The following is a 22,259-nucleotide window of genomic DNA, read 5'->3' on the forward strand; positions in this document are numbered from 1 at the left end:
TTTTTTTTATGTTATTTTTAAGTTTTTTATTTAGTAAAATACGTAAAACTTATATAAAATCTCCTTTTGATATTCTTGAAAATGCTGATACCAAAATTATGTTAAACCCCAATATAGGAAAGATTTTAAGAGATATGTACTGACTAAAAAAAATAGCGTAAAGAAAGTAAGAAATTCAAAAGAAGTTCTTCTAGACTTAGAAAATTATACTATTGACTAAGAAAGTCAACATAGGGGAAATTGTGCTGGATGTAAAGTAAGAGGTAGCATAGTGCTACCTCTTTATAATATCTCTAGCTTAAGCTTTCATTGAAGATGATTATTTAACAACTGGTTATGAAAATTTTTTATATGTTTAAGATATCCTGTAAAAATTTCTTTTAATTCATACTGTAATATATCTGATAATAAGACATGATCACCATTTTTTATTGCGAGTTCTAATTCCCTAAGGGCATCCGATAGTGTTGAAAGTTGTATCTCACTCATATAATTATCATTTGCAGACTTTATAAGATATAAGCCATCAAATAACCAATGAACCCCATCTATATAATCTTTTAAGGTATTTAGAGCTTTTTCATTATTTGCCATTTGAAACTGCTCAGTTATTAGATCAGATGCTTTTATAAGCTTTGGCAAATAGTCGTCCATTGATTCTATTAAATCTATGATTTGTTGTTTCATTTTCCCACTCCAATATCATATTTGTTCTAATATTACCTTCACTTTATTTGCCATACTATTTAATTCCTTATAAAAATAGTAATTCTTCTCGGCAATACTAACATCATTTTTTTCATCATCAGTTTTTTTTCTATTTTTCCAGAATTCCATTTTTATCATCAGTGGTTGTTTTATGAAATAAAGTATTAAATCTTTATCATTTAATTGATGAATCTTCCTATCTACTTTGTTTAATTTAACCAAAAGTTTGTTTATCTTTTTATCATCAGACTTATTATTTATTACCGTTTCCAATAATTCTTTAGAGATTTTTTCTCCTTTAGAACTATACTCTATGAAAGTCGAAACTACATTCTTTATTTCATCAATTTTTTCTTCACTATTCACTTTCATTGTATCATTTTTATTTTCAAAGATAATATCAGAAATCATAGCTTCTATATCAGTCTCTATTGTACAAAATTTTTCAATAAATTTTTGAAATGAAATAGGCTTTGTTCCTTTAATCTTAGCTCCTTTTAATGTAGCATTGTATACATGATCTAATTTTTTTACATCCAGATAATCTTCAAACCATTTTTTCATACCATAATAGACATAATCTGTAAATAATTTACTTCCATCATTAGATTCAATTGTAAACAAATTCCTGTTATTATTTTTTATTGAATCTAAGCTTTTCCTATGGTTATGCCCCTCTGGATGTGAATATCCACCAGTATAGCCTAGATCTTGGCCAATAAAACAAATTGGGCCACTTGAAATCCTGGTAGCTATATCTAATACACCATTAGCAACAGAAGAACCTTGATATACCGTTCCAGTTTCAAATCCAATCATTTCATTATACCAATTATATATCCCAATACCAGTAGGCTGAAACACTATTTTAGGTCCCAAATATTCGTCTAAAATTTTATAATGTAGGTGAGGAGAGTAGAATAATGGTCTATCCCTATTTTTCAATTTTTTAAAATGATTGTAATTCTCTAAGTCGCCATCTATAGAAACAATAATATGAGGTTTTATATTGTACTTTTCCAATATTGTAATAGCTGAGCCTGAACAAATTATAATCGCACGGTTATGTATTGTTTTTAAATAGTCTATCTCTTCTTTTAGTGACGGCCCAGCAGAAACAATAATCACGGGCGAAGTAAATTTGTCTTCAAATACTTTGAACGGGATTGAATTTATTGCATGCTTCAAATTTCGAAGATAATTCTCTTGCCATTTCTCCGAAAAAAAAATTCTAGTGTTTAAATCTATTTTATATGACATGATAGCTTCTTCTATTATTTTAAGAATACTTTTAATTTCTTCATTAAATAGTTTATCGTAATGGTGGGAAATGTTAATTTTATAGGGTCTAAACTGTTGTCTATTAAATCCTTCTAAAATTGATCTTATCCCATTATAATCGGTCCCTATGTGAATAAATACTTGCTTATTATTTATTAAATCAGTAAGATCAACATTTTGAATTGCTAATTGAAATATTTCTTTAGAAGGTTCTATAATTATCATATAGTCTTCTTTATCCATTTTTTTTAATAAAGATTTCGCATGATAACCTAATCCTAAACCTATTAAGATAGAAATATTTCCTTCCTCATAAAAGGAATCAGCCCAACGTTTCGCTTCATTTACGGGATCATATTTACTGTGAAAATAGTATTGAGCGTCATTATTAGTGAATTTAATAGTAGGATTTTGATTTTTCCCCATTTCAACCACAAAATAAGTTTCATCATCAATTATTTCAAAATCCATATATTTTTTTTTATAAGCAAATAAATTTCTTTCATAGATATCCAATTCAATAACCCCCTTCCATTTTAATAAAAAGACCAAAGGAGATCCCTTTGGTCTTTTTTATTATTAAAGACTAACGGAGTAATTGAAGAACTCCTTGAGGTTGTTGGTTGGCTTGAGCTAACATAGATTGGGCTGCTTGCATTAAGATATTATTCTTAGTAAATTCCATCATCTCTTTAGCCATATCTACATCACGAATTCGTGATTCTGCTGCAGTCAAGTTCTCTGAAGATGTTCCTAAATTGTTAATCGTATGTTCTAAACGATTTTGAACAGCACCTAATGAAGATCTTTCTTCTGATACTTGCTTAATCGCTGCATCAATACCAGCTAACTGTTTGTCAAATGAAAGAGCAGTATTAGCAAAACTCGTAACGTTAATACTTGCTACTTTTACACCACTGCCTAAAGCAGATGCTGACATTGTACTAAGTGTTACCTCAACGTTTTGACCTTTATTAGCACCAATTTGGAATGTAATACCATTAGTTGCATAACTACCTTTAAGAAGAGTTTTTCCGTTAAACTCAGTTCTATCGGAAATACCAGTTATTTCTGTTGCTAATGCATCAATTTCATCCTGTATAGCATTTAGATCTTCATTAGCATTTGTTCCGTTATTTGCTTGAATAATTAATTCTCTCATTCTTTGAAGAATACTATGTGTTTCATTTAAAGCACCTTCAGCAGTTTGGATTAAAGAGATGCCATCTTGTGAGTTACGTTGTGCTTGCTCTAAACCACGAATTTGTGAACGCATCTTTTCGGAAATCGATAGTCCTGCAGCATCGTCTCCAGCACGATTAATACGATATCCTGATGAAAGTTTCTCCATGGATTTAGCAGCCATTACATTATTGTTACTTAATTGACGGTACGTGTTTAATGCGGGAATATTGTGATTAATTCTCATTTTCTTTTCCTCCTTGAATTTTGTTTTTCCACATCCTTGTGGTTGTGCAAGTGTTCATTCGGCCGCTATGAATCACTTACTCTATTATATTTATCGAATAAAAATAGAGAGGTTTTTCCTCCCCATTTCAGGCAATTATTGCCTTTTATCACTATTTTATTAGGTTTTTCTTCCTTTATCTCTCTAATTCATCTTATTTTCATTTTCAAGTTCAGCAAATGCATTTAGTAGATCAATCGATAGATTTTGTTTTGCTGCTAATTTATTTTCTTCTTGTATCGCTATATAGATTTCTTTCCGGTGAATATCAATATGTTTGGGGGCATTAATTCCTAGTTTAATTTGCTCACCTTCAATGGCAACCACTGTTATTTCAATATCATGCCCTAGCATGATCGATTCGCCTTTTTTTCTAGTTAAGACTAACATTCTATTTAACCCCCTCTTTTACTTGTTGAGGGAATAATGGTGTTTTGGTTAAATAATCGGTTTCGTGAAGAATGATTTGTTTGGCCTTTTTATTTTTTATATTGATAATAATGGGAGCCTTTAAATTCATCGTCGCCTTTTTAAAATTCTCGGGTATAGATAAAATTCCCCAAACCGCCACTTCATTAACATCTTTAATCTCTAATTCTGCTATACTCTGTTCATCCAATTCAAATTCATAATTGGGATAAAATGAAAATGGATTGGCAATGACAAATGCTAGATTTACAGTATGGATCGATTGTAAAAAGGCTAATGGGTTCTCCTGATCGGGTTGAAACAGGATAAACTGTTTCTCCTCTTCAAAGCCAGGAATTCCTTTCTCAAAATGAATGACATCCTCTTCTTTATATTCCAATACACCAAAACGGGTCGTTTCGATTTTTGCCATACAAACGCCTCCTTAATCAAAAAATGCTACAGAACCTACTATAGCATTTCGTTACTTACCAATATAAATCCTTTCAATTTTAAATTCTTTGATCAATTTTTGGTGGTAAATTCTCAATTGAGTTTCTTTGTAGCATATAAATGTTTAGTTTCCCTGGAATATAGTCTATAACCGGTTTGTTAGGTTTTACTTCTATATCTACCTTTCCTCTATACCACTCAATATCTAGTCTACCTGGTATGACGCGAATATCCACATTATCGTATGAAGGTTCTCCCTCATAATAAAACTCGTAGAATTGAATCGAGTTTTCCTTTGCCATCTCAGGAATTGGATCTTCTTTGATATGAATCGCTGCGAGTCGGTCTCCTTTTTCGGCAATTTTGGCAATTGTATCTAACACAATTCGCTTTGTTTCATGATAAATGACCTTTTGCAACTCTAATGGTGGCCTTTTTCCCAATGCACTCCAAGCTTTTGTTTGATCAATTTGGACCTGTGGATAGGTATGTTGAACCTCCATTTTGGCTGGCTCTTGTTGGATCGAAACCTCTGCTTTTGGTTGTTCGATTTGCAAGGTTGCTCTTTTCGAGTCCATACCGATCTTTGCATAGGTTTGGCGAATTTGAATTTGAGGAATTTTCATCTCTAATTCACCATTTTATATTATCTTAGAAAATCAATTAAACTAGGCCGAATAATTCTAGCACCTGTAGATAAGGAGGCCTGGTAAATGTTTTCTTCTGTTTTCATATTAATGAGCAGTTCAGCCATGTCCGCATCTTCAGTTTTAGACAATAATTCTTGTAAATTGATATTCGTATTTTCTAAACGGTTTTTCATTAGATCTATCCGATTGGAACGGGCGCCAATTTCTGCCCATTTCTCCATGATCAGATCTAATCTGGAATCTAATTGTCCTAATGATTGACTAACACCTTGCTGATCATTATTATTTAAGGCATCTCTTAAATCAGCTAATACTTTAAACGCATTGGTAGGATCATTTTGGTCCCCAAATAGATCTGCACCAGAAATATTGACTGGAATAATCGTTCCTATTCCAACTTCAAATTGAATGACACCAGCATCAGGGGTTACCGTTTCTGCCGTTCCAACCGCATATGGTTTCACATCAGTCATTTGTCCATTAAATACGTATTTTCCATTAAACTGGCTATTTCCAATCTGAACTAGTTGCTCATATAATTGATTGACCTCTTGACCTAATGCTTGCATCGCCTGAACAGGTGTTGCACCATTTGCACCTTGTACCGCTAATTCTCTTGCCCGTTGTAGAACATCATTGGCCTCATTGATCATTTTATCGCCATATTCAAGCCAAGAAATGGCTGAATCCACATTACGCTGGTATTGCTCGTTAGAAGCTAATTCGCTGCGGTAGCGTAAAGCAAAACCTAATCCTACTGGATCATCTGAGGGTTTATTGATCACTTTTCCAGTAGACATTTGGTTTTGAAGCTTTTCTAAGCGGGTTAAGTTATTATTCAGGTTGCGAAGCATTTGTGAATTTAACATTCCCTGTGTTACTCTCATCATCGATCCCTACTTTCTATCTATTAACGACCTACGATACCCATACCGTTTATGATTTTATCTAACATTTCATCAATCGTTGTAATCATCCTTGCTGAAGCATTATAGGCATGTTGGAACTTAATCAGATTTGCCATTTCCTCGTCTAAAGAAACACCACTCACTGATTCTCTACGACTATCTACCTGTTCAACCAATACTTTTTGATTCTCTGCTTGTCTAGTTGCTTCCTGTGCTTTTACTCCTAACTGGCCAACCATTGAGCGAAAATACTCATCAAAGGTGCCTTCTCCACTTACTGCGTTATTGGTGTTATCAAAGGTAATAGAAACATTTCGCATCTGACCAATCCATAAGGCAAGTTGATTGTTCCCTTTCACTACTTTTTCTACAGGGGGATTGGTGCCATCATTATAAGTATAGGTCCTCGTGGAGGCAGCTATATTTCTCACATCTGCTGTAATATCCTGATTAACTTGAATGTTATTCGCAGTAAAACTTCCACTGCCATCTTTGGTTGTAAAGAATAGGCCACCTGCTTGTAGTGGATCTTGAAGGGTATAGCCTAATTGGTGTAACCCATTTATCCCCTTTATTATTACAGTTATATCACTTGTTACTGTACGTTGATTCGCATCCCCTGTATAGGTAACGGTTGTTCCATCCGTTTTTGTTAAAGTTGTCCCATCAGGTAAAATTGTCCCAGTAGGTATGGTTAATTCAAATTCTCCTTCGACGAGTCCCTTGACCATCGCATCCATTTGTGCTTGGAAATCTTGCACATACTGATCTCGTGACAAGAGATATCCATGTATTTCCCCACTGGTTAGGTCTGCTGGTAATGCATTTGCATCTAACACGGTAGGTACATTAATACCGTTCACTAATTCGGTATTTCCCATTTTGATGGTGTACCCATTTGGCGCATTGATCACATCAATATTGACTAACTTGGACAATTGGTCTGTGAGAAGATCTCGTTGGTCCCGCAAATCATTGGCATGATCTCCTAAACCTTCTACTCTAAAAATTTCTTTATTCAAGTTCGCAATTTGTTTGGTTAAGGTATTGACTTCTGTTACTTTGATATTGATACTTTCCGTTAAATCGTTTTTTAAATTTTGCAATTTACTGGCTACATCGTTAAATGCATCTGCCATCGCGCCTGCCCGTTCCATGACAACTGAACGAGCTGTAAGATTATCGGGTTGGCCCGCTAAATCCTGCCACGCATTCCAAAAATCATCTACAACCGAGCGAATTCCATAATCTGATGGCTCATTGACAATCGCTTCTAATTTTTCTAATGTATCCTGACGAATTGTCCAATCGCCATAGTCTTTGTTTTGGTTACGAAATTGTTCATCAAGGAAACTCTCCCGAATACGGCGAATATTGGAAAAATCGACCCCAGTTCCTAATTGTCCAGGGGCAGTGCTATGGGAAAGTCCTGGTGCTTCGATAGGCTTAGAAGCTACAAAATCGACCATCTGCCTTGTGTATCCTTTGGTATTGGCATTTGCAATATTATGTCCGGTTGTTTGGATTGCCGTTTGTTGAGCAAACAATCCTCGTTTCGCTGTTTCTAATCCATGAAATGTGGAACGCATACTTCCACTCCTTTATGCTTTTTGATCAAAAATTCCTCGATTTGGCATTGTCATTTGGTTAATTGTTGGTTTGGTTGTTGGTTTCGAGTAGGTAAAAGCTTGTTTAGGTTGTTCTGTAAGCATTTCTAACGTATGAGAAACGTAATCTAAAGATTGATGAATCAATTGCGTATTTAATTCGTTATATCTTTTCACTTCATCAATGGCATCAGATAACTTTTGATGGATTTCTTGTAATTGTGCCTTTTCCTGCGAAGAAGTTAATAGCTTTAATAAATCAGACATGGAGAATTCCTGTAAGACAAATCCTCTGTCCTCAAAAAATTGGCGAACGATCGCCTTTCGTTCCTCTTCCAATTTCCCCATTTTTTTTATCCAACGCGCTTCAAGTTGAGTGATTTTGGCCAATTCATCAATATCTCCGTCAATCAGCACTTGTTTTTTGCGTTTTGCCATCTCTACCATTTCCATATGAGATTGATAGATCTCACTGAATACTTTCATGAGATTTTGAAATGGAGCCATGATTACCCCTCGCTTCAATTGCTTTTTTAAACCACTCTCTATTTAAACAACTTTAGGATTTTTTCTGCTACTTTTCCTGAATCCACTTGATAGGTTCCATTTTTAATTTGGTCTTTAATTTGGTTTATCTTTTCTTCACGACCTACATCTTTGGTTTGTTCTAATAAAGCTTTTGCTTCGTCCGAAATGTTAATTTCATCTTTTTTTGATTCTGTCTTTTTTAATTGCCGTTCCTTTTGGTTGATTTGTTGTTGATAGCGACTGATGCCTTGGATTCGATTGATATCGTTTATTTTCATTGTTTTTTCACCCCTAACATACTAAATGCCGATAATCAAGTATTACCTTCATTATCGGCAGGATTCCTTTATTTATTAAAGTTGAAATTTAACGAAATTGATTTGATTTCCTTCGGATTTCTCATTTATTCTGGTGTTTTCTATATAAACTATGATTATCCTGTTTATCACTATTTTAATTTTCCTTTATTATAATATCCTAATCCTTTATCTTTGTTCTTTTCTTCTGCTTCTTGTTCTAAAACATGTTTAATCCCATGTTCTAGTCTACCGCGACATTGATTACATAATCTACCTTCTTGAATGATCGTACCACAGGACTCACAAGGATATCCCATATTTGGCGCATCAGCGATCGAAATACGTCCTTCTCGGATAAATTTGGTGATTTGTTTAATAGTGACTTCAGTGGCCTCGCTTAACTCATAAATGTTTGCCCCTTTATGTTCACGTAAATAGTCAGCACAACGTTGATATTCTTGATCAATCTCTTTCTCACAAGCAGGGCAAACTTCTTTTACCCCTGCCACATAAAGCTTTCCACATCGCGGACAATTCGAAAGCTTCCCAACCATCGGTCTTCCCCCTAATTCTCCTTTTTTCTTACTCTTAGTTTATCCAAAAGTTTCAATTTTGTCATGAGAAATTTAATCTTTCAAGGAATGTCTATCATACTGCACGGGTTAAAGTTAAACTATATACCTGATTTACTCCAGCTCCCTTTAATGTCTGGGCACATTCTTCTAAGGTGGCTCCTGTGGTATAGATATCATCAATCAACAAAACATTTTTATCTTGCAAATTGACTTCTACTAAAGGTTCCATAATAAAGGCACCTTCTATTTGTTTTAACCTTTCCCATTTTCCATGCTTACTTTGTTTTTCTGTCTCTTTGATACGCTGTAATAAGGAATAGACTGGTTTCCCCGTAAAAAAGGAAAGTTGACTGGCTAATTGTTCTGCTTGGTTAAAACCTCTTTCCTTTAATCGGCTGGAATGTAAGGGTACAAACGTAATGAAGTCGATGTCAACATCTTTATAGTAGTAATCGTAGGCAATTTTCAGTAAGTAGCTAAAAATTCGAGATAAGCTCTCTTTCCCTCTATATTTGTACAAGGCAATGTTCTCTTTCATAAAATCATTATATAATACTGCACTTCGATTAAAGGAAAGTGCATGATTAGCATCTATGCAATCGTGGCAAAGCAATGTTCCCTCTTGTATGGGTAAATGTTCTTCTTTATCAACAGGGATTTGGGGATCTATCGGCTTATGACATTGGTAACAGTGGTTTAAAGGGATCACTTCTAGTTCATTTTTACATATCATACATAGGTGTGGGAGATGTAACATCTTCTGTAATACATCATGAGAATGGGACTGAATTGGCTTTTCGCATAACAAACAACGATGCTCTGGATAGAATATAGCATTGAGATAGGATTTTAATAAATTTGTTCGATGATCCCCTATAACATCACGTCCGAAAAATCGGATCATTCAGGTTTAATCTCCTTATGTAACGCTTTATAAAACGCTAAAATATTAAAATAGCTTGTCCCAAGATCACCAAAAGTCCCTCTTTTAGCTGATAGGACATCAATTGCTGAACGTGTTGGCGATATTTTAAAAACAGAGATAATCAGATCGTGTTGCCATAAAAGGTTTTTCGTTTCTACCATAATTTCTCCACGTTCTTTATCGATGTGGAAAACTTTCCAATCTGGTTTACTATTGACCACTGTGGTGACGGCTTCCATCACCTTATCAAAACGTTCTTTATAATAACGGGTTTTGAGTTGAGGGGATTTTGCCCTTTCACTTGTTTCCTCTTGATTTTTCCATAATCCAGTGATAATACGTAAAATTGACATTGATTCAAAACTCCTTCTCATTCCTTCGTTATTTTAATTCTAATTATTATCCCTATCATACTGGAACAAGGAAAATGTTTCAAATCCCTTTGGCCAATCGATTCATCCTTTCGATCTGCTTTTTGGCTTTGAGCATTGCATTGGTTTTATATTCTGCCAAAAACCAAACGATCCCTGTTGGGTAATTGGCAGATCTACCTACTCTTCCCGCAATCTGAACTAAGGTGGCTTCATCAAAGATAGTAGACTCTGCTCCGATCACCAATACATGAACATTGGGTACAGTTACTCCACGTTCCATAATCGTCGTGGTAACTAGAAATTGAATCTCCCCGTTTCGAAAGGCCTCTACCTTTTCATCTCTACCACGGTCACTAGCATAAACACCTGCAATCGTTTCATCTGGAAACCATTGTTTAAGCTTTTTCGTCCAAATGGGAATATCTCGTACATTTGCGATAAAGATAAAGGCTTGTCCTTTTTGTACCTTTACCTCATCGATAAATCTTCTAATCAGCTCATCTGGATTGGCTTGAAATATTACCTTTTCTTTTTTAGGAATTCTTTCAATCTGCGGAACTGGTAGAGGATGATGATGGTAACGAATGGGTAGGATAACCGAATCAATTTCTTTTCGCTGTACTCGATCTAACCATTTATTTGAGGGAGTAGCTGTCATAAAAATCATTTTCCCCTCTTCTTTCAACGCTCGTTTTACCACAAATTCTAGCATTGTATCATTGTGATAGGGAAAAGCATCCATCTCATCGACAATCACAAGATCAAAAAACTGAACAAACCTCATCGTTTGATGGGTTGTTGCCAAATAGAGTTGTCCACTATTCCACTTTTCTTCGCTTCCCCCATACAAACTGACAATAGCAACACCGGGAAAAGCAGTTCTAAAGCGAGGAGATAACTCCTTGATTACATCCTTTCGTGGCGAGGCTAGCAAAATCCGATTGCCTCGTTTTAAAGCATTGTAAACGACAGGAAAAATCATTTCTGTTTTTCCTGCTCCAGTTACAGCCCAGATTAACAACTCTTTAAACTCTTTACTGTTTGCAAACCGTACAGCATGGTTAGCAATATGTTCTTGGTGTGGTGACAGTTGAAGTGTAAACGAGGGTAAATCAAGAGAATGATCTTGTATAGCCAGTTCAGAAGCTGAGAAGTGAATGAGTGGGGTACAGGTTTTACTTCTACCCATCGTTATACAAGATTCGCAAGTAGCACAGTGTTCTCCACAACTGGCACAAGGTTGTATCATCACCTTCTCCGTTGAACCACAGCGATGGCAAACTAGTGGTGGAGTTAAGATTGTGCGATTAGATTGTGGAGCTGAAACACCTGAGGAGATATTGATTTCATTTAAAAGATAGCCTACTTGAAGGTAGTTGGATAGTTCGGTTGTAGAAGTTAAATGAGGACTCGTGTGATGTTTTTTAAGTAAGGTTATTATTTCTTCAAGTAACAACTGTTTTCCTTCCACAAAGGGTATTATTTCTTGCTTCCATTCCTCATACTTTAAAAGAATATGATTAAATCCCTGATAGGTTGCTCTTATAGAGAAAACATCATTCCTTGCGAACGTATACTTTTCCCCACTTTCTCTGCTTTTCCAAAAAAGTAGACTCCTTTCTACTAGCCTACTTTCCTTACTCTTGTCTAGGGAATCTCGATAAGCCATCGCATGGCCGATTGACATCAATGAGTCAACCACGACTAATTCCTTTATTCCCTGTTCATACCAGTACATTAAATCAATATCAAAACTTAAAGTGATGTTCCAACTCATTTTTTGGCCTAATTGAACACCATATACTTGAAATTTCATGATTTGCGTGCTCTCATATGCAAAATATATTCTTTCACCATATATCCAACAATTTGTGGGATTGCGATAACTAAGATCGTTGCGATAACCGTTTGATCGAATTTTTCCTGTGAAGGATCTTGCAGCAAGATCAACCATAATGTAGCAACAGTTAAAATCCCAATTCCTGTGCTCCCTTTCCTTGGAAAGTTAACAGATACATAAAGGACAGGAAAAAGATAGAGATAGGGAAATAAAAGACTATGAAACCCTCCGCCAATCCAAATCGTGATCATTGTAAAAAAGAAGAAACTCAAATAATACATAGGGGATCGGTGCACAATCGGATCCTGTTTCATTTGCTGGTTCATCAGATAAAGAGTGGTGAGTGAAATGATAAGGTTAAGAATCATCAATATTTTTAAATAAAAAGACAAATAAAATAGATTAGACAGGACTAATAAACCATAGATGATAAAAAGGACTGTATTGATTCGATCTAATTTTTGGTTTGGGTTAAACATCAACATCACTTCCAGCTTAATTATTCTACCCTATACCATGTGATACCAATTGTACCTGGTCCTGTATGTGCCCCAATTACTGGACCAAAGTCGGATATATTTACCTCTACATTGGAGTAGGTTTCTTTAATCTTGTTTAAAAGCTCTTCTGCTTCTTCGATCACATTTCCTTGAATCACTGAAACCTTAAATTTCCCACCATTTTTGAGATCTCCATCAAGTAGTTGTAAAATACGTTCAAACGCCTTTTTCTTGGTGCGAACCTTTTCAAAAGGCTCTAATTTTTTATCCTGAAAATAGATGATTGGCTTTATTTTTAGTATACTACCTACAATCATTTGCGCCGCATTTAATCGGCCACCACGGTGCAAGTGGGATAAATCGTCAACGACAAAATAAGCCTTGATATTTTTCACAACCCATTCAATTCTTGACTTGATCTCTTCTAGCTTTTTACCTTCTGTAACCATTTGTGCTGCTTCAATCACCATAAAACCTTGGGCATAACAAGCGATTTCCGAATCAATCACTTCTACATGAATCCCCTCTACCATATTTGCTGCAGCAAGCGAGGTATTCATCGTTCCACTTATTCCACTGGATAAATGAATAGCAATTGCTTCATCATATTCCTTAGCTAATTCTTCATATAGCTTCACAAAATCACCAATGGCTGGCTGAGAAGTCGTAGGCAATTCTTGTTCCACTTTTAACATGTCATAAAAATCTTCAGTCGACAGATCCAACCCTTCTCTATAGGACCTAGTACCAAAGTTAACTGCTAATGGAACAACATGAATATGATACTTCTCAATGATATCCTTTGTTAAATAAGCTGTACTATCAGTAACCACTGCTATTTTTGCCATAAATCCTCCTATTTTTTAACCTGTTTCATAGACAGAAACCCGGTTTCTCCCTGCTTGTTTAGAGCCAAAATACATCGCTCGATCCGCATGGCGAATTAAGTCGTTCACAGAGCTAGCCATATCAGGATAAGAAGCAATCCCAATACTTGCTGTAACTTGAATGATAATTTCAGCTTGCCTATCAATGGAATTGGTCAACTTAATGGGATGATGTTGGATCGCATAACGAATTCGTTCAGCAATCACTTTTGCCTCTTCATGATCGGTATTTGGCGCAATCACCGTAAATTCTTCCCCACCATAGCGAGCGATAATGTCCTCTTTTCTTGTATATTCTTTTAGTAAATTTGCAATTATTTTTAAAACTTCATTTCCTGCTAAATGGCCATAACGGTCATTCACCTGTTTAAAATGATCGAGATCAATGATCAATAAACTTAGCTTTTCTTCTTTCATTTTTGATTCCTGTAATTTATCCTGAAGCAATTGGTCAAATGCCCGATAATTATATAACCCTGTAAGCTCATCCAATTTACTTTTCTCTTCTGTCTTTTTATACTTTCTCGCATTTTGGATCGCTACAGCGGCTTGACTTGCTAAAATTTTTGCAATGGTTAAATCTTTTTTTGAAAAATGATATTCCCTTGCACTTCCTAAAGTAATCACTCCAATCGTCTGCTGATTCCATACCATTGGCACAGAAAGTAATGAGCGGTTATTTTGAATATAGTCTGGCTCAACCTCTAATGTAAAAAATTCTGCATGACTACCTACAATTTCTCCTTCTCTATTGTTTGCTACTCGTCCTGTTAGACCTTCGCCCACTTTGATCGAAAAATCCTGATAACGGGGTTCTTCGATTCGAGTGCCATCACTATGTTCAATCGAGATTGGATTTAATTTGATTCCATTGGTTAAAAAGATATAGCTATAATCAAAAGAAAACAGTTCCCTGATTGCCATTTGGAGCGAACTGACTGCCTTATCTAGATTTAATTCCGAAGTAAAAGAAGCAGATATTTTATTTAGAGCTTGTAACTGCTGATGGGAATGGCGCAATTCACTATAGATTTTAAATAAATGCGAAACAATAAGAATAGGAAAGGCAACGAAAATCATCCCATTTTGTCCATATGTTACCTTAACCATATACATCAGAACGCCTAAAGGCAAAGTTAGTAAAAGTGTCGCTGCATCCCAAATCATATCCTCTGTAAACATCGGAACACGATTTGGAGAAATGAACCTACGAATTAAATATAATATAAAATGATTGGCAAGAAAATAGCTAGCACTATAAATGAATATAGGGGTTAGCTGAATCCATAGCTCGGAAACACTAAATTGAATCTCTCCTCCAAAAAGGAAAAAACTAAAACCTGAAAGAATAGAGATCCAAATAAACATCATATTACTTAGTAGAATTCTAGGGATGGTTCTTTTTTCTGGAGAAATTAACAGGGTGACTAAAAAAGCAACTTGGGTAAGCCAAACCTCGACCACTAGGCCATAGTCTAAAAAAACAGCGATTGAAACAGCAAAGGTAAATGAAATAAAGATCCCACCAATTTTTAGTGGCAAACTATTAATCAATACCATTAAAAAAAGGTAGACTAAGATCATGTTGTAATCTTCTAATTGGATTGGGATCCATTGAGTATAGCTTACCCATAGCAAAGTGGTAATCGAAAAAAGAGAAAAGATCATAAAGGCCATTTTTTGGTTCTTTAGACTCATTCACATCAACTCTTTAACTTTTCTAGGACTATTGTCCGCATTTAACCTAATTATATGACAATTCTAACTCTTTTTCATTAAAAATCAATCAATTTTTTCCATACATTTTAAAATATCCCCTATTTTGACATGTTTCGACATTATCATACCTGCTTTCAATTCAAGCACATCAGTTGCCTGAGATACCCATTTGCCTACTCTCCATGGCATCATCTTTTCCTCAACTGCTACAACTTGGTATGTTTCTTCGAAAGTTAGCGAGCTATCACGTCCGCTCAACTTCTTTAAATAAATCACATCGATAGGGAACCTCATCCAACAGGTGTGAATTTGCTTGGTTTTCGTTAACCATAGCCCTTCAACTTCATCCAATGTTGGTTTGAACATGAGACCTATGAAACGGGTATAAAAAGAGTTGGCCATTAAAATATCCTGACCAACTTTTTTGTTTGAGTCTGTTTTTCGGACTGTAATTTTTTTCACAATCATCATCCTTACTTTAATAAGGTATTCATAATATTGATTACGGCAGGACCTAAAATAATAATAAAGATCGCCGGAAAGATGAATAACACCAATGGAAAAAGAATCTTAATCGGTGCTTTCATTGCCTTTTCTTCTGCTCTTTGTTTCCGTTTTTGTCGCATATCCTCTGATTGAACGCGGAGAACGTTTCCGATCCGAATGCCCAACTGATCTGCTTGTATGATCGAACCTACAAATTGAATCATATCTTCAACACCTGTTCTTTCGCCCAACGCTTTTAGTGCCTCTCGTCTTCCCTTTCCCATTTTGATCTCTTGCAAGGTTTTATATAATTCATCGGATAGAATTCCCCTTGTTTTCTCAACAACTTTAGACAACGCCGCATCAAATCCTAAGCCTGCTTCAACGCTTACCGTTAAAATATCTAATACTTCAGGTAGTCCCCGTACAATTGCCTCCTTACGTTCCTCTTTCTTTCTATTTAAATAGAAGATTGGAAGAAGATAACCTAATATCCAACCGACAAGTGGAAGAAGGAGCTGGTTCATTCCTGCTTCTTGCGCAAGCCCAACCATTGTAAAAACTCCACCAAGTCCAAGCCAAAACAAGCTCCGCCATGTCATCCATTCTTGTAAGGTTAAATGATGGGGATAGCCAGCTAGATTTAATAATTGATGCTCCCTCTTTTTCAAGGAATACGGGGTCCATTTTATCACAGACTTTCCCATCTTTTGTAGCAAGGGTTTAACCATTCTTTCTTGAAAAGGTAAAGAATAAGGGTCTTCCTCAGACTTTTGCATTCGATCTTCAACAATATTCATAATTCTTTTAGCGACCTTGAGGCGATGGTTAAACATAAGTTTTAAAATAGTAAACGTAATAAAAGCAACGGTTCCACCCACAATCAATAAGATCATTTGCTGAGACATGGTTTACACCTCAATATTGATTATTTTTTTAATCAGAATCGCTCCGATGAGCTGACCTAATATAGCAGCTCCTAACATAGCCCAACCAATCGGATTGGTGAATAAAACGCTCATGTATTCAGGATTGGTCATTAGTAGAAAAACCCCTAAACCAATAGGTAAAATCATAAAAATCATCATCGACATTTTTCCTTGTGCGGTAAGAGACTTAATCTCTCCTTTAATGCGAATTCGCTCGCGGATGGTTTCTCCTATTGTATCTAAAATTTCTGCTAGATTCCCACCAACTTGACGTTGGATCAACATCGCTGTAATAATTAAATCCAAATCTTTACTCTCTACCCTTTGGTTAAAATGAGTTAAGGCCTGCTCTGTACTCACCCCTAATCTCATTTCCTGTAACATCCGTTGAATCTCTTCGGATAAAGGAGCAGCCATTTCTCTTGACAGTAACTCTAGGGATTGAATCAGTGAGTACCCAGCCTTTAAAGAATTGGCCGTCATGCTGATCATATCTGGTAATTGGGACTCTAGTGCAGCCTTTCTTTTTCGTTTCTTCGCCTTTAACCAAATAAAAGGAACATACCAGGAGAGTAACCCTAGCCATAACCCTCTTTCTATATTACCGTCAGCTAAAAATACACCTAAGAACGCTCCTACTAGCGTCGAAATCAATACAAAAATCATAAACTCTGAGGATTTCATCATAATGTTTGCTTTTTTTAATTCAAGTTGAATTCGTTGATCCAGTACCTGAATCCATTTCACCCGGCTTAACCCTTTCCAAATGAAGGAATAAAGGGCAAATCGGGAGTCCTCTTTTTTATTTTTGTGAAGGTCTACTACTTCTTCATGCCATTCATTGCTTTCAATCTCTAGTACCCGTTTTCGTATCCGATTTCTTCTCATCTCTAAATAACGACTAAGCCATAGTATAAAGATGAAGTTAAATAAAAATGTAACAAGTAGGACAAGCCATTTCATCGTTATTCTCTCCAATCTTACCCACAAAAGTGACGAACTCTTTCACCGCTGGAAGAGGTCTGTGGTAATAGGTATCCCAGATGTTTGAATGCTTTCAAAGCATTTCGGAACAATTCCAGTAGGTTGAAATGAACCAACCACTTTTCCGTTGATGTCCTTACCTTGTTGCTTGTACACAAAAATATCCTGCATGGTGATGACATCTCCTTCCATGCCAAGTACCTCTGTAATTTGAGTAATTTTACGACTACCATCCTTTAGCCGGTTTTGTTGGACGATCAGGTCTATCGCAGATGCAATTTGCTCTCTAATCGCCCGAACAGGTAAATCCATACCAGCCATCAATACCATTGTTTCCAAACGGGATAACATATCCCGTGGTGTATTGGCATGTCCTGTAGTTAAAGAACCATCATGACCAGTGTTCATCGCTTGTAACATATCCAATGCTTCACCACTTCTGACTTCCCCTACGACAATTCGATCAGGTCTCATCCGTAAACTGTTTTTTACGAGATCCCTCATCGTAATCGCACCTTTTCCTTCGATATTAGGGGGACGTGTTTCAAGTGTAATGACATGGTCTTGTCGCAATTGAAGTTCTGCTGCATCCTCGATGGTTACAATTCTTTCATCAGCTGGGATAAAGGAAGACAACACATTTAACGTCGTGGTTTTACCACTACCCGTTCCTCCCGAGACCACAATATTTAGCCTTGCCTTTACTGCAGCTTCAAGAAATCTAGCCATCGGCTCAGTTAATGTACCAAATCCAATTAAGTCTTCAATTTGAAAAGGATCCTTAGCAAACTTACGAATCGTGATACTTGGCCCTTTAATTGCCAGAGGTGGGATAATTGCATTGACCCTTGATCCATCTGGTAATCTAGCATCAACCATCGGTGAACTTTCATCAATTCTTCTACCTAAGGGAGAAACGATTTTCTCGATGATTCGCATCACATGGGCATCATCTCGAAATTGAACAGGTACCCGTTCAAGTCTCCCTTTTCGCTCTACATAGACTTGTTTAGCATGATTGACCATAATTTCAGAAACTTCATCATCGTGTAATAAAGGATCAATCGGGCCAAATCCCTTCATTTCAGCAATCATCTCTTGACAGATGGTCTCCCGTTGTTGCCTTGTTAATGGTTCTTCCGATTCTTGCAAAATTTTTTCGATCAGCTGTTTAATTTTATCCCACTCTTCTGTAGATGAATCATCATCTAATGATTCCTTCCCAAATTCCTCCAAAATTTTTTGATGGATCGTTGATTTTAATTCTGCATAAGGATCCTCTTGGAGAATAACTTCTGAAGTGGAATGCTGTTTTTTTAGTTGCTGAATACCATCCTTTCGTTGTTCACCTTGAAGTCGTTGTAAAAGTGACATCAGCTATCCCCCTTACTTTCCTATTTCCTTTTCCTATATCATTTGACTTGACTCTATTCTATGCTCTTTTCCGACTCCATAGAAACCGCTTTGTCCATGATTCTGATTTCTGCCTGTCATCCTCTGCAAGAATTTGTTCTATTAATTTACTCATCTGTTTCGCCCATCGACTATTCGGCTTCATCTCTAATAATGGTTCGCCACGATTAATTGACAAATCCGCATATTTATCTTCTGGTAATAAACTATAGGGCTCCATTCCTAAAGCGGTTTTGATATCCTTAGGCTTCACCCCTGTATCTAAGTCAGCCCGATTGATAATTAGACGAACACGATCTGTTGGATAATTTAATGTATCCATCACTTCAAGAACAGTACGATTATGCCTTAATACAGGAACATTTAGTGTATTCACAAGCAAGGTGAAATTGGATTGGTCAAGTGCAAGGACTGGATCGGTAATCTGTGCAGGAGTATCAACAATAATATAATCATGGGTTTCACGTAAAAGTCTTAAGATCTTTTCAATGTGTTTTCCTGTAATCATTTCACTTTGTTCAGGTTGAATGGGAGCTGGAAGAATACGAATCCCTGATTTGGTTTCTAATAGATAAGGTAAAAGCGATTCGGCATCAAGTCTATCGATCTCTTGAACGACATGGTAAATCGTTTCTTTCACTTTCAGATTAAACATTGCGGCCACATCGCCAAACATCAAATCCAAATCTAAAATCACTACTTTTTTGTGCAATTGATTTAAACCAACGGCCAAATTGGTAGCAATTAAGCTTTTCCCAACTCCCCCTTTTCCACTAAATACAGTAATGATTTTCGGACTTTGGACATAGCCTTGCCCTAACACCTGGTTAGCGTACACTTGGATATTTCTCTTTTGGTTCCGCTCATATACCTCTATAATCGACTGAATCAGTTCATCAGGAGAAAAAGGCTTGACCAAAAACTCTTTTGCCCCAGATAACATCGCTTTGCGAAAATAATCGTGCTCACCCTGAACAGAAATCATAATCACTGATGCAGTGGGGCATTTTAAACTAATTCTTTCTGCAGCTTGAATACCGTCCAAATCAGGCATATTGATATCCATTAAAATAATGTCTGGCTTATATTTACATGCCATATCAATTGCTTGAAAACCATTGGCTGCTTCTCCCACAATATCGATTCGACTTTCAAAGGATAAGATTTTTCGAATATTTGTCCTTGTATCTTCAGTATCGTCAACGATTAACACACGAATCCAATCTCCCATTATTGATTCCTCCTATGGTGTAAAGATATTGTCCTTCGTCGTTCCTGATGTGGATAGATTGCCAGCATCATTGATGGGTCGAAGCATCAAACGAACACTCGCTTTTTCTTCTGTAAATGTGACTTTTTCCGCATCTTTTGGTGTAATGGCAATCGTAATCGTTTGAATCTCTTTCTTTTCTTGGCCTTCAAGATTGTCCGTCTTCTCACCAACCGCCAAAACTAGCACATTTTGTAGGATCATTTTTGAGATATCTTTTTGTGTTGGATTGGTTTCTGCCGTATACGTTCCGATAATATCCACATAGTCACCAGGCTCTACCAAGCCACCTATGCCCATCACTGGGTTGTACTGTAGAGTTAACGCACGATATCCCTTAGGAATGGAGTAAGCTAAATGTGCCTTTTGATAGGCTTCATCTGCTAGTCGTTCATGAACAATGGGTTCATTTACGTAAATCGTTTCTTTTACGACTTGTCCAATTACTTCTTCAGGCTTGATATAACTAGATGAAGGGATTGTACTCGTTTTTAACGCTTTTAACTCGATCATCTCTTCTGTAATCTTCGTTTTTGGTTGAATCGTAACCTTTGCAACGACTACCTTTTTCGTAGGTTCAATTTGTTGGCTAACCGCTTCTACTTTTGCTAGATACAGATAGACTAAGCCTGTGGCAATGATTCCCATAATTAAAGCGATTAGTAATAATTTGCGGTTTGTGACTTCCATTGTTTTCTCCCCTAACTATCTCACTAATTTTACGGCGTATAAACCAAATTGATTTTCACCAGAACTAATCCAATCCCCTGAATAAAGCGTTTTGATAAAACGTCCGGTAATCCGTGACTCATTCCCATTTCCCGTAAATCCTTCTAAGTAAAAAGCTGCAAAACCAACAATGGTCACTTCGTTTCTACCATTAACATCGAGACTATCAATCACAGGTAAATAGAGAATCCGGTTGCAATCTCTTGGTGCCGTTTGATAATCCTCACATAAGTCGTTTCCAGCCTCCGACTCCATTCGGTCTTCAATCCCTTTTCTAGTTGGGCCAGACATATTACCTGTCTCAGTTGGAATCTTCATACCAATCTCTAATTTTCCTTGATAGCCATTTTTTAAATTTTGTAGGTAATTAGATGCCCCTGTTCCTCCTAAGGCTAATGCTCCAAAATTACCATTGGTTGCTTCAGTCGGGTCATATTTTAAAGTGTATAACTCACCATAATGAAAGGATTGCTGAACGACTCCTAGAGGAACAAAGCCGTAGCCACCTGAAACTTGCTTGATTTGCGCGGTGGAAGAAGCGGTAATCGTCTTTTCCTTAAAACCGATCGCTTTAGCAAAGAAGAAAGGAACGGTTCTTTTACCCTTCACAGTGACTTGATTCTGCTCAAGGTCAATGATCACTTCTGGTTGATTTACCCCATTCTCATTGGCATATTGTATTGCTATAGCTTTCGCCTGATCTGGATCTTTAACCAGCTCTTGTACACCTGCAAGGGCTGCAGCATCTAGTGCATCCCCTAATCTTTGGTTTTCAATCATGAGATAGCCGATATCTACGACTAAGGCTGCCATGGCTAATAAAATGGTCATAAATAATAACAAAAGAACAGCAACACTACCTCTTTCATTCAATTCGCATCACCGTCTTAGCCGTAATAGGAAAAGGATTAGGTAATATATTTCTCCATAATGGGGCAAGCAGTGGAACTTTGTAATCAATGACCACTGAGATTCGTTCTCCCCGTTCTCTTGAAGATGGAGAAGGGGAAATACTTAAGGAAAGATTATTTTGGTCTAAAACCTCTGTTTTTTGCTCGACAATTTGGGTGATCTCTTGGTCTGTAGCCCAAACAGATCCATTCCTTGCACCGTCTCTTGTTGCGTTTTGGATCACCAAATAGGAAAAAAAGATATGGCCAAACTCTAGTATTCCTAATAGAAGAAGCAATAGAATAGGAAAAACCAGCGCAAACTCTACCATTGCTTGTCCTTCTTCTTTTCGTTTAAACCATTTATAGAATGGATCTTTCATAGAATTTGACTCCCTTCGAAGCATATTCCGATCACTTTTTGCGGA

The 22,259-nt window shown here is 36.5% G+C and carries 25 protein-coding genes; all 25 read right to left on the bottom strand.

The window, feature by feature from the left end; translation table 11 throughout:
• Positions 1 to 306 precede the first annotated feature (306 nt).
• Complete coding sequence (locus TEPIDINF_RS09990) at positions 307 to 687, bottom strand: DUF8042 domain-containing protein (protein WP_069801038.1); 381 nt, start codon at positions 685 to 687, stop codon at positions 307 to 309.
• Positions 688 to 702: 15 nt separating this feature from the next.
• Positions 703 to 2,505: a motility associated factor glycosyltransferase family protein gene (locus TEPIDINF_RS09995; RefSeq protein ID WP_421691900.1), complete on the bottom strand. Its 1,803-nt coding sequence runs from the start codon at positions 2,503 to 2,505 to the stop codon at positions 703 to 705.
• A 70-nt stretch (positions 2,506 to 2,575) separates the two neighbouring features.
• Entirely contained in the window at positions 2,576 to 3,418 is an 843-nt protein-coding gene (gene hag / locus TEPIDINF_RS10000; RefSeq protein WP_421691901.1) for a flagellin Hag, read from the bottom strand.
• 183 nt (positions 3,419 to 3,601) lie between these two features.
• The gene (gene csrA / locus TEPIDINF_RS10005; protein WP_421691902.1) at positions 3,602 to 3,847 is read right to left on the bottom strand and encodes a carbon storage regulator CsrA; all 246 of its coding nucleotides are present in this window, start codon (positions 3,845 to 3,847) and stop codon (positions 3,602 to 3,604) included.
• Between the two features lies 1 nt (position 3,848).
• Positions 3,849 to 4,298, bottom strand: a complete 450-nt coding sequence (gene fliW, locus TEPIDINF_RS10010; protein ID WP_421691903.1) for a flagellar assembly protein FliW — start codon at positions 4,296 to 4,298, stop codon at positions 3,849 to 3,851.
• Positions 4,299 to 4,377: 79 nt separating this feature from the next.
• Positions 4,378 to 4,944, bottom strand: coding sequence for a DUF6470 family protein (locus TEPIDINF_RS10015; RefSeq protein WP_421691904.1), 567 nt, complete (start codon positions 4,942 to 4,944; stop codon positions 4,378 to 4,380).
• Between the two features lie 20 nt (positions 4,945 to 4,964).
• Complete coding sequence (flgL, locus tag TEPIDINF_RS10020) at positions 4,965 to 5,858, bottom strand: flagellar hook-associated protein FlgL (protein WP_421691905.1); 894 nt, start codon at positions 5,856 to 5,858, stop codon at positions 4,965 to 4,967.
• Positions 5,859 to 5,878: 20 nt separating this feature from the next.
• Positions 5,879 to 7,465, bottom strand: a complete 1,587-nt coding sequence (gene flgK, locus TEPIDINF_RS10025; RefSeq protein ID WP_068726245.1) for a flagellar hook-associated protein FlgK — start codon at positions 7,463 to 7,465, stop codon at positions 5,879 to 5,881.
• A 12-nt stretch (positions 7,466 to 7,477) separates the two neighbouring features.
• Positions 7,478 to 7,990 (bottom strand): flagellar protein FlgN, encoded by a 513-nt coding sequence (locus tag TEPIDINF_RS10030; RefSeq protein WP_421691906.1) that lies wholly within the window; start codon positions 7,988 to 7,990, stop codon positions 7,478 to 7,480.
• Between the two features lie 38 nt (positions 7,991 to 8,028).
• Positions 8,029 to 8,289 (bottom strand): flagellar biosynthesis anti-sigma factor FlgM, encoded by a 261-nt coding sequence (gene flgM / locus TEPIDINF_RS10035; protein WP_421691907.1) that lies wholly within the window; start codon positions 8,287 to 8,289, stop codon positions 8,029 to 8,031.
• 170 nt (positions 8,290 to 8,459) lie between these two features.
• Positions 8,460 to 8,864 carry a TIGR03826 family flagellar region protein gene (locus tag TEPIDINF_RS10040; RefSeq protein WP_068726254.1) on the bottom strand — a complete coding sequence of 135 codons (405 nt, stop codon included), beginning with the start codon at positions 8,862 to 8,864 and terminating at the stop codon, positions 8,460 to 8,462.
• 94 nt (positions 8,865 to 8,958) lie between these two features.
• Positions 8,959 to 9,789, bottom strand: a complete 831-nt coding sequence (locus tag TEPIDINF_RS10045) for a ComF family protein (protein WP_421691908.1) — start codon at positions 9,787 to 9,789, stop codon at positions 8,959 to 8,961.
• Positions 9,786 to 10,163 carry a DUF1499 domain-containing protein gene (locus TEPIDINF_RS10050; protein WP_421691909.1) on the bottom strand — a complete coding sequence of 126 codons (378 nt, stop codon included), beginning with the start codon at positions 10,161 to 10,163 and terminating at the stop codon, positions 9,786 to 9,788. The genes TEPIDINF_RS10045 and TEPIDINF_RS10050 overlap by 4 nt, the downstream gene beginning before the upstream one ends.
• 79 nt (positions 10,164 to 10,242) lie before the next feature.
• A complete protein-coding gene (locus TEPIDINF_RS10055) occupies positions 10,243 to 12,000 on the bottom strand; it encodes an ATP-dependent helicase ComFA (RefSeq protein ID WP_421691910.1) in 1,758 nt (585 codons plus the stop codon).
• Positions 11,997 to 12,503 (bottom strand): hypothetical protein, encoded by a 507-nt coding sequence (locus tag TEPIDINF_RS10060; protein WP_421691911.1) that lies wholly within the window; start codon positions 12,501 to 12,503, stop codon positions 11,997 to 11,999. The genes TEPIDINF_RS10055 and TEPIDINF_RS10060 overlap by 4 nt, the downstream gene beginning before the upstream one ends.
• Positions 12,504 to 12,523: 20 nt before the next feature.
• Positions 12,524 to 13,372, bottom strand: coding sequence for a DegV family protein (locus TEPIDINF_RS10065; RefSeq protein ID WP_421691912.1), 849 nt, complete (start codon positions 13,370 to 13,372; stop codon positions 12,524 to 12,526).
• Between the two features lie 15 nt (positions 13,373 to 13,387).
• Positions 13,388 to 15,109 (bottom strand): sensor domain-containing diguanylate cyclase, encoded by a 1,722-nt coding sequence (locus TEPIDINF_RS10070; RefSeq protein WP_068726264.1) that lies wholly within the window; start codon positions 15,107 to 15,109, stop codon positions 13,388 to 13,390.
• An 84-nt stretch (positions 15,110 to 15,193) separates the two neighbouring features.
• The gene (locus TEPIDINF_RS10075; RefSeq protein ID WP_068726266.1) at positions 15,194 to 15,592 is read right to left on the bottom strand and encodes a DUF192 domain-containing protein; all 399 of its coding nucleotides are present in this window, start codon (positions 15,590 to 15,592) and stop codon (positions 15,194 to 15,196) included.
• Positions 15,593 to 15,603: 11 nt separating this feature from the next.
• Positions 15,604 to 16,524, bottom strand: coding sequence for a type II secretion system F family protein (locus TEPIDINF_RS10080; RefSeq protein WP_068726268.1), 921 nt, complete (start codon positions 16,522 to 16,524; stop codon positions 15,604 to 15,606).
• A 3-nt stretch (positions 16,525 to 16,527) separates the two neighbouring features.
• Complete coding sequence (locus TEPIDINF_RS10085) at positions 16,528 to 17,508, bottom strand: type II secretion system F family protein (RefSeq protein WP_068726271.1); 981 nt, start codon at positions 17,506 to 17,508, stop codon at positions 16,528 to 16,530.
• Positions 17,509 to 17,550: 42 nt separating this feature from the next.
• Positions 17,551 to 18,903: a TadA family conjugal transfer-associated ATPase gene (locus TEPIDINF_RS10090; RefSeq protein WP_068726274.1), complete on the bottom strand. Its 1,353-nt coding sequence runs from the start codon at positions 18,901 to 18,903 to the stop codon at positions 17,551 to 17,553.
• Between the two features lie 58 nt (positions 18,904 to 18,961).
• Positions 18,962 to 20,173, bottom strand: coding sequence for a CpaE/TadZ family protein (locus tag TEPIDINF_RS10095; RefSeq protein WP_068726277.1), 1,212 nt, complete (start codon positions 20,171 to 20,173; stop codon positions 18,962 to 18,964).
• Between the two features lie 12 nt (positions 20,174 to 20,185).
• Complete coding sequence (gene cpaB, locus TEPIDINF_RS10100; RefSeq protein WP_068726279.1) at positions 20,186 to 20,902, bottom strand: Flp pilus assembly protein CpaB; 717 nt, start codon at positions 20,900 to 20,902, stop codon at positions 20,186 to 20,188.
• 15 nt (positions 20,903 to 20,917) lie between these two features.
• Positions 20,918 to 21,814: a pilus assembly protein TadG-related protein gene (locus TEPIDINF_RS10105; RefSeq protein ID WP_421691913.1), complete on the bottom strand. Its 897-nt coding sequence runs from the start codon at positions 21,812 to 21,814 to the stop codon at positions 20,918 to 20,920.
• Entirely contained in the window at positions 21,807 to 22,214 is a 408-nt protein-coding gene (locus tag TEPIDINF_RS10110; protein ID WP_068726285.1) for a TadE/TadG family type IV pilus assembly protein, read from the bottom strand. The genes TEPIDINF_RS10105 and TEPIDINF_RS10110 overlap by 8 nt, the downstream gene beginning before the upstream one ends.
• Between the last annotated feature and the right edge of the window lie 45 nt (positions 22,215 to 22,259).

The organism is Tepidibacillus infernus (assembly GCF_048898065.1).
Classification (GTDB): Bacteria; Bacillota; Bacilli; order Tepidibacillales; family Tepidibacillaceae; genus Tepidibacillus_B; species Tepidibacillus_B infernus.